This is a genomic window from Luteibacter aegosomaticola, assembly GCF_023078475.1.
Classification (GTDB): domain Bacteria; phylum Pseudomonadota; class Gammaproteobacteria; order Xanthomonadales; family Rhodanobacteraceae; genus Luteibacter; species Luteibacter aegosomaticola.
Genome location: NZ_CP095741.1, coordinates 271,458 through 284,438, shown reverse-complemented (window position 1 = coordinate 284,438; position 12,981 = coordinate 271,458). Strand labels below are relative to the sequence as shown.

The window sequence follows — 12,981 nt, the reverse complement described above, 5'->3', positions numbered from 1 at the left end:
TCCATCCAAGGTGCCGAGTGCAAAATCAACCCAACGCGTGGCGCCCCTGGGTCCTGTCGCTCCTGATCGCGGTCACGCCGCTATCGTTCGCGCTTCCGTTCAAGGCCAAGGCCATCCCCGTGGCGATCCTGCTTCTGGTGGGCCTGTGGCTGATCGCCACCCAGGCGGAGACCCGCCGCGCGTATCGTCGCGCGGCGCCCGTCGTGGTGCCTGCGGCGCTCGCATTTCTGTTCTGGCTCGGTAATTGCCTGGCCCATGGCATTTCCCTGAAAGAGTTCGACGTTCCGTCACACATCCTTGCGTTCCTGCCAATCGCCGCCTGCTTCTCCGCGCCGCTGCGGCCGATCGCCCTTCGTCTGGGGCTCAGTGCTTCCGCCGCTGCGCTGGGCCTGATCTGCATGGAACAGCACTACATCGAAGGCATCGATCGCGCCTACGGCATCAATAACGGCCTGTGGGGCGCCATCGAGTTCGGCATGTTCATCCTGGTGTTGTCGCTTATCGGGGTGATCCAGGCCGCCCGTCTTGAATTGCGCCCGGGCGAACGCGTGTTGCATGGCGTGTTTGCTGCCATGGGCTTCTATGGCGCGTTGCTTACGCAGAGCCGCGGCCCCCTGCTCGCGTGCATCCCGGTGTTCGTGGTGTTGGTTTTCATCCAGGGGCGGCGCACGAAGCGTTGGCGGGAAGCGCTGGCCGTGCTCGTGCTGGGCATATCCGTGGTGGGCATCGCCACGACCACCCTGCATGGCGAGGTCGCCGAGCGGTTCGCGCGGGTCTCCGAGGAAGTCTCCACCTACAGCGAGAGCGACACGACGGGCGCCGTCCGCGAACGGCTCGAGATGTGGCGCAATGCCGGCTCGGCCGTCGCCGAACACCCGCTCACCGGTGTGGGCCTGAATCAGTTTGGCGCGTATGCGCGCGGCCGCATCGCCGAAGGCAAGGCTGCGGATTCCATCGAACGGTATGACCACCCCCATAGCGAATACCTGGAGTGGGCTGTCACGGGCGGCGTGCCTGGCCTGGCGCTACTGCTGGTGATGTTCGGCGCGTCGCTGTGGTTCTTCGGGCGGCATGCCATGCACCGCGACAACGGCGTGGCCATGCCCGCCTGCGCTGGCCTTGCGGTCACCGGTATGTACGCGCTCTGCGCGCTCACCGACAACGTGTTCTACCGTGCCATGCCGCATTCGCTGTATTTCTTCCTTACCCTTGGCCTCGCCGTTTACATCGGGCGCATGCTTGGGCTGCGGCCACCATTGCACAGGGGCCATTGAGCCATGGCATCGATCAACCTCATCGCCTGGGACAATGGTCGCGGGCTCACCCACGATATCCGCCTGTTTGAGCAGACGCTCCGCGACCTCGGCCACGATGTCACGGTAACGCGCACCCCCCAGCGAGCCCACGGCCTGCCTTGGCGCGCGTGGGGCCAGAAGCTCGCGATGCGCCTGCGCTGGCTGGTTGGCAAAGGGCCGTTCCGCTACGACCTGGGCCTGACGATCGAGCACGTGCATCCCGGTTACCTGGGCATGTCCCGTCGCAACGCCTTCATCCCTCACCCCGAGTGGATGAGCCGCCGTGACCGGCGCCACCTGCACCGCTTCGACGTGGTGTTGTGCAAAACCGATAGCGCGATGAAGACGTTTGGCGAGCTGGGCCTGGCGACGACGCAGATTGGCTTCACCAGCACGGATTGCCGCCGCGAGGGCGTGCCCCGCGACCGCGCCTTCCTGCACCTTGCCGGCGGCAGCCGCATGAAGGGCACCGAGCGCCTGCTCGAGGTGTGGCGCCGCCACCCGGAGTGGCCGACGCTGCACCTTTACCAGTCGCCCTCCGTCGCTGCGCCTGACCGGCCGCCCGCAGCAGCCAACCTCGACCACCAGGTGACCTTCCTGGCCGACATCGAGGAGATTCGCCGGCTGCAGAACGCGCACCTGTTCCATCTTTGCCTTTCCGAGGCCGAGGGCTGGGGGCATTACATCGTCGAAGCGATGAGCTGCGGTGCCGTGGTGCTGGGCACCGATGGCGCGCCGATGAACGAGCTGGTGACCGATGCGCACGGCATACGCGTCGCCGCACACGAAAACGGCACGATGAACGCCGCGACCCTGTGGAAGTTCGATGAATCCGCACTCGAAGCCTGCGTCGAGCGCATCATCCGCATGTCCGACGATGAAGCCTTCGGGCTGGGCGACGCCGCCCGGCAGTGGTTCGTGGCGAACGAGGCCGCGTTCCCGGCAAAGCTGGGCAAGGCCATCGACGCCCTGACCGCGCGCTGAGAGCCGTCCCCCCGCCCTAGACGTACCGGCGACAAGGCAGGCTGTACCAATAAAGTCAGCTATTCTCGCGACCGTGCGTTTAGAATTCATGATCCCTTAACGGTAACGACGCCCTTGTCCAACAGCGCCTATACCCGCTCGGAACATATTCGCGCCTTGTGGCCCTGGCTGCCGCTATGGGCCGCCATGGCCTTGCTGGCCATTTTTTCGCACGGCCCCATGCCGATGTTCTCGACGCGCACGCTGGCCGTCGCGTGGGATATGTGGGCACACCATCAGTGGCTCGTGCCGCACATCAACGGCGAACCCTATAGCGAGAAGGTGCCGCTGCTGTTCTGGATGATCCATGCGGGCTGGGCCATTTTTGGCGTCAGCGATGTATGGCCCCGTGTCCTCGAAGTGATCTTTGGCGGCACGCAGCTCGTGCTGGCATCGCTGCTGGCCGCCCGCCTGTTTCCCGCACGCCCCTGGGTAGCGAAGGCAACGCCGTGGCTGCTCATGGCGTTCGCGTACGCCTTCCTGTTCGGCCTGCAGATCATGTACGAAGTACTGCTCTGCGTATGGGTGCTGGCCGCGCTGCTCTGCCTTACCCCGACGGCGACACGCGCTGCGCCGCGCTGGTGGCTGTTCGGGCTGGTGGTGGGTGCCGGCCTGCTGACCAAGGGCCCGGTGATGGCCCTGCATGTCCTCTTCCCCTTCCTGCTCGGCCCGCTGTGGAACACCTGGGCGCGCGATAACAAGGGGCGCTGGTACGGCATGGGCTTCCTTGGCCTGCTGATAGGCTTTGCCATCCTCATTGCCTGGGCGATACCGGCTGCGGAAGCCGGTGGCGAGGCGTATAAGCAGCGCCTGTTCTTCACCCAGACCGCCGGACGCGTCGTCGATAGCCACGCCCACGATCTGCAGAATCATGCCCACCCGGCGTGGTATTACCTGCTGTTCCTGCCGGTCATCGTCTTCCCGCTGAGCGGCTGGCTGCGCGGCTTCGTCGCGCTCCCGGCCACACTGTTCCGCAAACCGTGGCGGCCGGGCGCATCGGCGGCCATCGTGTGTGCCGCAGCCGCCTTCGTGCTGCTGCTGGTATCGGCGGTGGCGCACTTCCCGCCAGTGATCGACAAGATCCTGGTGCTGCTCTTCGTCGTACCGCTGTTCGTCGCCCTCATGCGCCAGCCGCTGGAACCGGGCCTCCGCTTCCTGGTGTGCTGGCTGCTGCCGACGTTCCTGGTGTTCTCGCTGATCTCGGGCAAGCAGCTGTATTACGTACTGCCCGAACTCGGCGGCGTGACCATGCTGGTAGCCGCCTGCGTCGCCGATCTGCGTGAGCGCCATCCCAAACTGGCGAACCACTGGGCCCTGGGCACCTGGCCGCTGTCGCTCGGCGCATTCCTGCTGGCGATCGCGTTGTTCGCCATGCCGGCGGTCGTGCCGACGCGCTTCCCCGACAACATCTGGCTCACCGGCATGGCGCCGTACGCCCGATTCTTCGGCGTGGTGTTCATTGTGCTCGGCGCGCTGCTCCTGCTGCGCGGGCGCGGCGAGATGCGCCGGCTCGCATTCGCCGGGCTCATCGGTACCGTGGCGCTCAACGCGCTGTTCACCCTGGGCCTCTGGTATCGCTATGACCTGACGCCCGCCTCGCTCTACCTCGCGCAGGCCGATAGCGCTGGCAGGCCTATCGCCAATCTCGGTGTGTCCTACAACGGTCAGTACCACTTCGCCGGGCGGCTCATGCACCCCATCGCGAAGATCAAGGTACAGCCCGGCATGGCGGCCTCTGCGGACGACGATGACGACGACGATGTCGTGCACGATGGCGACAGCCTCGACGATTTCGCCCGGCACCATCCGGATGGCCTGATCATCTCGTACGCCAAGCACCCGCCGGCGGAAGCGTATCGGTTTGCACGCCTGGTGCAGCCGTCGCGCACGGGCTGGCTCATGATCTGGGATGCGGCCACCCTGGATGCCCTGCAGGACGGCCGCGTGCCGGCCGAGCCGAGCGTGCCGACCCAGCTTTACCCGCTCGACTACTGGCGCACCCGCGCCGCCGTTCGATGACCGACCCGCTCATCGAACGGCTTCGCGCCCAGATCGGCGGCGTGCGCGATGGCGCGCTGCTGCGCTTCTCCATAGGCAATGCGCTACTCGGCGATGGCCAGTACGAGGCCGCGGCACACGCATTCCGCGAAGCGCTGGTGTTCGATCCCACCTATTCCGCGGCGTGGAAGCTACTGGGCAAGGCCCTGCTTGCCGTGGACGATGAAGCCGGAGCAGCGGCGGCGTGGCGCGAAGGCATCGAAGCCGCCACCACGCGCGGCGACATCCAGGCCAGCAAGGAAATGACCGTGTTCCTTAACCGGCTGTCGCGGAAGGGCTGACCTTGTAGGGATCCGGCCGGTCGTGGGCCGTGAAGCGCTTGTAGTGCCACTGGTACTGCGGGAAGGCGAGTTCGACGCACTGCTGCACGCCGCGATTCAGCGCCGCGCAGGCCACCTTCATATCGGCATCGGCCACGCCCTCGGGCGCGGGCAGCACGTGGATGCGAAAGCCCTGGCCCTCGGGCAGGCGCTCGGCAAAGCTGAAGAGCACGGTGGCGCCCGTTCGCGAGGCAAGCCGCGGCAGGAGCACCATCGTGAGTGCATCAACGCCGAAGAACGGCGCGAACTCCCCCTCGCCTTCGCGCGGCTTCTGGTCGGGCAGGATGCCTACGGTGCCACCGGCGCCGAGGCGCTTGAAGAGGGTGCGGACACCGGCGCCTTCCGCGCGCACCTGCTCCGGGGCCAGCTTGCCACGCACCTTGCGCAGCAGGGCCTCGATCGCCTGGATACGCGGTGGCCGGTACAGGATGGCCATGGGCGTCTTGCTGCACAGCCAGTAGTTGAGCAGTTCCCAGCAGCCCAGGTGGGGCGCAGCGATGATCACGCCCTTGCCCGAGGCCAACGCCGCCTCGAACAGCTCGCCACCCACGACCTCGCGGACCAGGCCCAGGGCCTTGTCCGACCCGCCGCCCCAGATCGCGGCGATCTCGGTGGCGCCCTTGCCCTCTTCTTCCATGGTCTGGCGCAACAGCGCCTCCCGCGCGTCAGCCGCCAGCTCCGGCCGGGTCAGGCGCAGGTTGGTCGCCGTATAGCGGGCACTACGGGATTTCGAACGCAACGAGCGCCGGCCAATCCAGGCACCTATGGCGTGGACCGTTCGAAGGGGCAGCAGGCTGACAAGGCGTAGCAGGAGGTAAAGGACGTAGATGTCTGGGCGCATGCTCGAATTTTAGGAGATGGAAGATGGGAAGTGGGCTCTCTTCCCTTAAGCTACCGCGGTCCCTAGCCGCTACAGCCCTCATGATTGCACTGATCCAGCGTGTCGAATCCGCGCGCGTCGATGTCGATGGGGAGACGGTGGGCGCCATCGGCGCCGGCCTGCTCGCGCTCGTCGCCGTGGAACCTGGCGATGGCGAGCCCCAGTGCCAACGCATGCTGGAGCGCCTGCTCGGCTACCGGATCTTTTCCGACGCCGAGGGCAAGATGAATCTCGGTCTTGGTGAGACGGGTGGTGGCCTACTGCTGGTCAGCCAGTTCACCCTGGCGGCGGATACCCGAAAGGGCATGCGCCCCAGCTTCACCACGGCTGCCCAGCCCGAGGAAGCCCGCCGCTGGTTCGACCGGCTGGTGGCCCTGGCACGCGATGCCCACCCCCCGGGGGTGGAAACCGGGCGCTTCGGTGCCCATATGAAGGTTCACCTGATCAATGACGGCCCGGTCACCTTCCGGCTTGAGGTCACTCCCACCCCCACCCCGACGCAACCGCCCGGCCTGTAAGGCATTCTGGCGCGATTCTTGCGTCCCCCGGATGGGGCCAATCCACTTGAAAACTGGTCAAAAAATCATCAAATGACTATACTGATCGGTTCCTGTAACCCGCGGCGGTCGGCATGACTAACAAAGCTCACGAGCAACAGTCTGAAATCAAGCAGCTCATCTCCAAGGGCTTGGAGCAGGGCTACCTGACGTACGCCGAAATCAACGACCACCTCCCCGACGACATCGTCGATCCGGAGCAGATCGAAGACATCATGGCGGTGCTCAAGGGCGTCGGCATCGAAGTCCACGATTCCGCACCCGACACCGACACGATCAGCGATGGCGGCGCCCCCGGCTCCGGCACGGATGACGAATCCGCCGCCGAAGAAGCCGTGGCCCTGCTGTCCGCCGTCGATTCCGAAGTAGGCCGCACCACCGACCCGGTCCGCATGTACATGCGCGAGATGGGCACCGTGGAGCTGCTGACCCGCGAAGGCGAAATCGCCATCGCCAAGCGCATCGAAGAGGGCCTGAACCAGGTCCAGACCGCGCTCGCCTCGTTCCCGCTCACCATCCAGCTCCTGCTCGAAGAATACGACCAGCACCTGGAAGGCAAGCGCCGCCTCAGCGAAATCCTGGCCGGCTTCGCCGACCTGGAAGCCGCGGCGGATGAAGCCCAGGCTGCCGCCGCCGAGTCCGATTCCGACGCCTCCGATGCGGACGGCGAAAACGACGACGACGACGATTCCACCGACGGCGGTGGCGACGACGAAGAAGCCGGCCCGAGCGGTCCGGATCCGGAAGAAGTGAAGCGCCGCATGGAAGAACTGCGTTCGCTGCACGGCAAGTTCCAGAAGTCGGCACCCAAGGCCGAGATCGCCGACAAGAAGGTCGCGAAGATCCGCGAGCAGATGTCTGAGGCGTTCCTCAACCTCAAGCTGCCGTCGGCGCTCATCGACAGCTTCGTGCGCAAGCTGCGTGAAGTGGTGAACGATATCCGTTACCACGAGCGCATCCTGATGGACATCTTCGTCAAGCAGGTGAAGATGCCGCGCGCCGAGTTCCTGAAGAGCTTCCCGTCGAACGAAGGCAACCTCGAGTGGGCCGCCGAGCTGTCGCGCAAGCGCCAGAAGTGGTCGCCGAACATCAAGAACTTCCGCGAAGCCATCGATGGCGAGCAGGAGAAGCTGGCGCAGATCGAGCGCACGCTGTACCTGCCGCTCACCGACATCAAGGAAATCAACCGCGCCATGTCCGTGGGTGAGGCGAAGGCTCGCCGCGCCAAGAAGGAAATGGTCGAGGCCAACCTGCGCCTCGTGATCTCCATCGCCAAGAAGTACACCAACCGCGGCCTGCAGTTCCTCGACCTCATCCAGGAAGGCAACATCGGCCTGATGAAGGCCGTGGACAAGTTCGAATACCGCCGCGGCTACAAGTTCTCCACGTACGCCACGTGGTGGATCCGCCAGGCCATCACCCGTTCGATCGCCGACCAGGCGCGCACCATCCGTATCCCGGTGCACATGATCGAAACGATCAACAAGCTCAACCGCATCTCCCGCCAGATGCTCCAGCAGTTCGGCCGTGAGCCGACGCCGGAAGAACTGGCGAAGGAAATGGAGATGCCGGAAGACAAGATCCGCAAGGTCCTGAAGATCGCGAAGGAGCCGATCTCCATGGAAACGCCGATCGGTGATGATGAAGATTCGCACCTTGGCGATTTCATCGAGGACACCAACGCCAGCTCGCCGATCGAATCGGCGACGGAAACGGGCCTCATGGAAACCGTGCGCGACGTGCTTGCTGGCCTCACCCCGCGTGAAGCGAAGGTGCTGCGCATGCGCTTCGGCATCGATATGAATACGGATCACACGCTGGAAGAGGTCGGCAAGCAGTTCGACGTCACCCGCGAGCGCATCCGCCAGATCGAAGCCAAGGCCCTGCGCAAGCTGCGCCACCCGAGCCGCTCGGAGACGCTGCGGTCGTTCCTGGATATCGATTGATATCCGCGGACACCGTGTGATTTGAAAAACGCCCGCGAAAGCGGGCGTTTTTTTGGCACTTGAGCGGGCCATGCGCGCCTGCCACGATCAGCGCATGCCCAATCCTGCCGATCCGTCGAAGCAGCTTCGCGACCTCGCCCGCTTGCGGCGCGTCCGCGACCGTATCGATCGGGAGTATGCGCAACCACTGGATGTCGAATCCCTGGCCGTCGGCGTGCACATGTCGGCGGGCCACCTCAGCCGGCAGTTCAAATCCGCTTATGGGGAATCCGTCTACAGCTACCTGATGACGCGCCGGGTGGAGCGGGCCATGGCGCTGCTCCGGCGCGGCGACATCAGCGTCACCGACGCATGCTTCTCGGTCGGCTGCTCATCCCTCGGCACCTTCAGTACGCGCTTCTCCGAACTCGTGGGCATGTCGCCGGCAGCCTATCGACGCGAGCAGGCGGCTGCGACTGAGGGGATGCCGTCGTGCGTGGCGCGGGTCGTGACGCGTCCCGTCAGGAATCAAGAAGCGGCGGCGCCGAAGGACGACCTAGACTGAGTCCACTGCTTCTAACCACACGGAGACCGTCATGGACATCACGATCAACGCCAGCTTCCTCGCCCAGAACGACCCTGATGCCGCCCTCGCCTTCTATCGCGACACCTTGGGGTTCGAAGTTCGCAATGACGTCGGCTACGGCGGGAAGCGCTGGATTACAGTCGGGCCGGTAGGCCAGCCGCAGACGTCGATCGTGCTCTACCCACCGGAAGCGAGCCCGGGCGTAACCGACGATGAGCGCCGCACCATCGCCGAGATGATGGCCAAGGGCACCTTCGGGATCATCCTGCTGGCCAGCAAGAACCTCGATGCGACGTTCGAGCAGTTGCAGGCGCGAAATGCAGACATCGTGCAGGAGCCGACGGACCAGCCATACGGTGTGCGCGACTGCGCGGTGCGCGACCCAGCCGGCAACATGATCCGTATCCAGCAGGCGGCTTGACCTTGTAGGAGCGCGCTTGCGCGCGATCGCGCGCAAGCGCGCTCCTACACCACAGGCGATTTTTCTTGTAGGGGATCGCTGATTGACGGCAACTCGTTGGAACGCCATCATTGCGTCAACCCACCCGTTGGTTTCGATCGACGGGCCGCACGCCACCACTCTGTTGGTGGCGTTGCCTTTTCTAAGGCAACGAAAGTGCAAATACGCATCCAGGAAAACGAGCCCTCCGGCTCGTAAAAACAGAAGGCCCACCTTTCGGTGGGCCTTTGCTGCTCTAACCTAGCGTCATCACCAGTAAGAGTGGCTGGGAGAGGACGTCCTAGGGCGGCGCGGCTGAGTATACGCACGGGCGATCGAAGGGAAAACCGTGGCTCAGATGAGCCTTGAAACACACGCGTCGAAGGCTTCCAGAATGCGGTAGGAGCGCGCTTGCGCGCGATCGCGCGCAAGCGCGCTCCTACAAGGTAGGTTTCTTTGGCTTCGCGCGCGCCTTCGGCTTCTTCGTGCCGATCGTCGCCGGGCGCGGTGCTTCCTTAGCTGCTGGCGCGGCGGCTACGGTCAGGCGTTCCATCCACGTCAGGTCGTCGACGTACGAGAGGAAGTGCTGCAGGTAGCCTGGTGAGAGTTCGCGCATCAGCTCCATCGCGCGATGTACCAGCGCGGCGGAATTGAGCGGGCCGGTGCTTTCCATCTCAGGCATATGCAGCTCAGCTTGTTGCAGCTGGCTGCGCGTGCGTACGCGGTCCCACAGTTTGCGGACGCGTGCGAGCTCGGCGTCGAGATCGACGGCCGGGCTTTGCTGGGCCGTCAGGTGGCCTAGCAGTTCGCCGATAGGGCTGGCGGACTTACGGTCCATGCGCCTTCGCGTCCGTGGCGGATTGCCTCGGGATGGGTGCAATCTCTACACGGCGGTTCTTCGCACGGCCTTCGTCGTCCGCGTTCGAGCTTACCGGCTGTTCGGCACCGAAGGCCGCCGCGAATACCGATGACGACGGGACGCCTTCGCTGATCAGAGCACGCGTGACAGTGAGCGAACGCTCGGCCGAGAGCTCCAGGTTATCGGCGAAGCGGCGGTTGCCTTCGTGCACCGCCTGGTCGTCGGTGAAGCCGCTCACCATCAGGATCTCATCGCGCGACTTCAGATACGTGGTGAGCGGGCCTGCCAGCGTCTTCAGCAGTTCACGGCCTTCCGGCTGGAGCTGATCCGAGTTCAACGCGAAGAGCACGTTACCGCTGATACCAATGCGGCCGTTGACCAGCGTCACGCGGCCGGACGCAAGCGGCGCGGCAAGCGCCTGCTCCAGCGTGACGCGTCGCTGCTGCTCTTCCTGGCGCTGCTTCGTTTCCTGCTCAAGCTTGCTCGTGAGCTGCAGCTGCATGCCGATGACGCCCACCAGGATCAGGACGAACGCACCGAGCAACACCGACATCAGGTCGCCAAAGGCGGCCCAGATCGGTGCGTTCGATTCGCCCTCGATGTCCAGCTCGTCACTCATGCCTTGGCTGCCCCGTTCTTCTTCGACGCGAGCTGCTGCATGTCTTCGAGGATCTGCTTCTGCGAGAGCACGCTAAGGTCGACGACTTCGCGCGCCTGCGCCACGTAGTAGGCGAGCTGCTCATCGCTGCGCACCAGCGAGCGATCAAGCGCTTCGCCGATCTCCTGCAGACGAGCCAACAGGGCTTCGTTCGACTGACCGAAGACCTGCACGGCGCTACCGAAGCTCTCGCCCAGGCTGGCGACATTCTCGGCACTACCGGTGATGCGTTCGGCCACGCCTTCGAGCTTGCCGGTTTCGCCTTCCACCTGTTCGATGAAGCGCGTACCGACGCGCTCAAGCAAGTCGGCCGACGTGGTGACCAGGCCATCAATCGCAGCGCGCTGCTCGGTCGAAGCGTGGTTCACTGCGTTCAGCAGGGTCTCGACCGTCTCGAGCAAACGGCCGCGCTCTTCGAGCGTCGCCGTGTCGCGCGCCATGCTGTCGGAGAGCTTCTGGCGAAGTTCGGCAACGACATCGGCAGCCGCCTTGGGTGCCTCTGCCGCCGCATCGACCAGCCGCGAGATTTCCGCGATGGTGGCGCTCGCGTGGGTTTGTGACTGCGAGGTGATGTCGTTGGCGACCTGCGCCAGGGCATCGCGCATGGCGGCCTGCTGAGCGGCGGCATCGTCGCCAGCCTGCTTCCAGTGCGCCATAGCGCCTTCGCTCGCGCGATCCCACTGGGCCATGGTGGCATCGCCGGCCCGGGCCCACAGGGCCACGGCGTCGTCACCTGCACGGTTCCACTGTGCCATCGCGTCATCGCCCGCGCGGGTCCACTGCGCCGTTGCGTTCTCGCCAGCCTGGTTCCACTGAGCCGTCGCCGTTTCGCCTGCGAGCTTCCACTGGGCCGTGGCGTCGTCGCCCGCCTGCTTCCACTGTGCGGCGAGTGCGGCCGACATGCTTTCCAGTGCGTTCGTCCACGCAGCGAGGCGCTCGGCGTCGCGCGATTCCAGCGTCGCCTGCAGATCGCCGTGTGCCTTGTGCACGGTATCGACGAGCGCCACGGCCTGCGCGGCGTACGCCGTCGAGGCAGCATCCATCGCTTCCGCGTGGCGCGTGACCAGCGCGTCGTTCGTCGCGCCCTGCTGGCCGACTAGCGATTCGATCGACGTGACCTGCTGGTGGACAAGGCCCTCGATCGTCGTGACCTGTTGGCTCACGAGACTCTCGATCGTCGAGGACTGCTTCGACAGCGCCTCGGTCCACGCGTCCGTCGATGCCTTGGCCGACGCATCGAAGCGATCGGCCACGCTATCGATCATGCGGGACGAGCCCTGTTCGAAGCCGGTGGTGAACGCTTCAAGTGAGGCGCGCAATTCCTGCGCCTGGGTTTCGTTCGCCGTGCGCTGTGCGTCGACAGCGCCCTGCCATGCCGACGTCACGTCCGATGCCGTCGTCGCGAAACCGGCCTTCAATCCATCCAGCTGACGCTCGACGGCCTTGTTGACGCTATTGTGCAGCGCTGCAGTTTCGCGTGCGATACCGGCCATCGTCGTTTCAAAGATCGGCTGCAGCGCGGCGCTGGCAGCACGTGCGCTATCGGCCACACCCGCCTTCAGCGATTGCTCGACCGAGGAAGCCAGCGTGGCAAACGTAGCTTCCGCCTTCGCATGGAACGCATCCTGGCTATCGGCATGGCGCTGGCCACTGTTCGCGCTCTGCGTTTCGATCGTCGCCATCATGGCCTGCAAGCGATCGATGAGCGCCGGCATCAGTTCGGTCTGCTGCTGCAGCAACGCGAACGACGCCTCGCGCTGGTACGCCTGCGAGAACACGCGCAGCGTGGTCGCTGCCTTCAGGTCGAGCGCCTGCACTGCCTGCACGCGCTCGCGGCGCACCAGGGCGGAAAGCAAACCGAGCATGGCCGAGGTGGCTACACCGGCGATCGAGGTGCCGAAGGCAAAGCCAAGGCCCTTCACCGGCGCGGCGAGCGAGCCGCGGATCGCCTGCAGATCAGTGGCGCTTTCCAGCGCGATGCCGGTGCCACGCAGCGTCGCCATCATGCCGAGCAGCGTGCCGAGCATGCCGAGCAGTACGAGCAGGCCAACGAGGTAGGGGGTCAACGCCGGCGCAGGGAGCGCGGCGCGCTCACCTTCCACCCGCAGGCGCACCGCATGACGCAGGCTCGGGTGCAAACGCCCCAGCCATTCGCCCAGGCTCGCCGGGGTCGCGGAGAGATCGGCCACGGCCGCATCCAACGATGCGGTTGCTTCGCGGAAGCGGTACAGCTCGATCGCGCCAGCCACGTAGCCCAGCGCAATCATCGCGGCGACGAGCGCACCGAGCGGGTTGGAGCCCACGTAACCCACGCCAACCCAGCACACGATGGCGAGGCCGGCCGCAAACACGGCAAAGGGAAGGAAGTTTCTGCGCATGAC

12 protein-coding genes are annotated in these 12,981 nt (G+C 65.3%); 8 read left to right on the top strand and 4 right to left on the bottom strand.

The window, feature by feature from the left end; genetic code table 11:
- Positions 1 to 17: 17 nt before the first annotated feature.
- The 4 genes from L2Y96_RS01275 to L2Y96_RS01260 all read left to right on the top strand — a co-directional run bounded on the left by L2Y96_RS01275 (position 18) and on the right by L2Y96_RS01260 (position 4,657).
- A complete protein-coding gene (locus tag L2Y96_RS01275; protein ID WP_247331277.1) occupies positions 18 to 1,274 on the top strand; it encodes an O-antigen ligase family protein in 1,257 nt (418 codons plus the stop codon).
- A 3-nt stretch (positions 1,275 to 1,277) separates the two neighbouring features.
- A complete protein-coding gene (locus tag L2Y96_RS01270) occupies positions 1,278 to 2,279 on the top strand; it encodes a glycosyltransferase (protein ID WP_247331275.1) in 1,002 nt (333 codons plus the stop codon).
- A gap of 114 nt (positions 2,280 to 2,393) precedes the next feature.
- Complete coding sequence (locus L2Y96_RS01265) at positions 2,394 to 4,337, top strand: ArnT family glycosyltransferase (RefSeq protein ID WP_247331273.1); 1,944 nt, start codon at positions 2,394 to 2,396, stop codon at positions 4,335 to 4,337.
- The gene (locus tag L2Y96_RS01260; RefSeq protein WP_247331271.1) at positions 4,334 to 4,657 is read left to right on the top strand and encodes a tetratricopeptide repeat protein; all 324 of its coding nucleotides are present in this window, start codon (positions 4,334 to 4,336) and stop codon (positions 4,655 to 4,657) included. Before L2Y96_RS01265 ends, L2Y96_RS01260 begins: the two co-directional genes overlap by 4 nt.
- Here the strand turns inward: L2Y96_RS01260 and L2Y96_RS01255 are convergent.
- On the bottom strand, positions 4,632 to 5,537 hold the full coding sequence (locus tag L2Y96_RS01255; protein ID WP_247331269.1) for an LpxL/LpxP family acyltransferase: 906 nt from the start codon (positions 5,535 to 5,537) through the stop codon (positions 4,632 to 4,634). The genes L2Y96_RS01260 and L2Y96_RS01255 overlap by 26 nt on opposite strands.
- Before the next feature lie 80 nt (positions 5,538 to 5,617).
- On the opposite strand from L2Y96_RS01255, the gene dtd reads away from it, so the two are divergent.
- The 4 genes from dtd to L2Y96_RS01235 all read left to right on the top strand — a co-directional run bounded on the left by dtd (position 5,618) and on the right by L2Y96_RS01235 (position 9,065).
- Positions 5,618 to 6,094: a D-aminoacyl-tRNA deacylase gene (gene dtd, locus L2Y96_RS01250; protein ID WP_247331267.1), complete on the top strand. Its 477-nt coding sequence runs from the start codon at positions 5,618 to 5,620 to the stop codon at positions 6,092 to 6,094.
- Positions 6,095 to 6,207: 113 nt separating this feature from the next.
- On the top strand, positions 6,208 to 8,079 hold the full coding sequence (gene rpoD, locus L2Y96_RS01245; protein WP_247331266.1) for an RNA polymerase sigma factor RpoD: 1,872 nt from the start codon (positions 6,208 to 6,210) through the stop codon (positions 8,077 to 8,079).
- A 94-nt stretch (positions 8,080 to 8,173) separates the two neighbouring features.
- Positions 8,174 to 8,623 carry a helix-turn-helix transcriptional regulator gene (locus L2Y96_RS01240; RefSeq protein ID WP_247331264.1) on the top strand — a complete coding sequence of 150 codons (450 nt, stop codon included), beginning with the start codon at positions 8,174 to 8,176 and terminating at the stop codon, positions 8,621 to 8,623.
- Between the two features lie 31 nt (positions 8,624 to 8,654).
- Positions 8,655 to 9,065: a VOC family protein gene (locus tag L2Y96_RS01235; protein ID WP_247331262.1), complete on the top strand. Its 411-nt coding sequence runs from the start codon at positions 8,655 to 8,657 to the stop codon at positions 9,063 to 9,065.
- Between the two features lie 457 nt (positions 9,066 to 9,522).
- On the opposite strand, the gene L2Y96_RS01230 is transcribed toward L2Y96_RS01235, so the two are convergent.
- Genes L2Y96_RS01230 through L2Y96_RS01220 form a run of 3 tightly spaced genes read right to left on the bottom strand, consistent with a single transcriptional unit; the run spans position 9,523 to position 12,978 of the window.
- Entirely contained in the window at positions 9,523 to 9,921 is a 399-nt protein-coding gene (locus tag L2Y96_RS01230) for a DUF2894 domain-containing protein (RefSeq protein WP_247331260.1), read from the bottom strand.
- Positions 9,911 to 10,561, bottom strand: a complete 651-nt coding sequence (locus tag L2Y96_RS01225) for an OmpA family protein (RefSeq protein WP_247331258.1) — start codon at positions 10,559 to 10,561, stop codon at positions 9,911 to 9,913. Before L2Y96_RS01225 ends, L2Y96_RS01230 begins: the two co-directional genes overlap by 11 nt.
- Positions 10,558 to 12,978 carry a DUF802 domain-containing protein gene (locus L2Y96_RS01220; protein WP_247331257.1) on the bottom strand — a complete coding sequence of 807 codons (2,421 nt, stop codon included), beginning with the start codon at positions 12,976 to 12,978 and terminating at the stop codon, positions 10,558 to 10,560. The genes L2Y96_RS01225 and L2Y96_RS01220 overlap by 4 nt, the downstream gene beginning before the upstream one ends.
- Between the last annotated feature and the right edge of the window lie 3 nt (positions 12,979 to 12,981).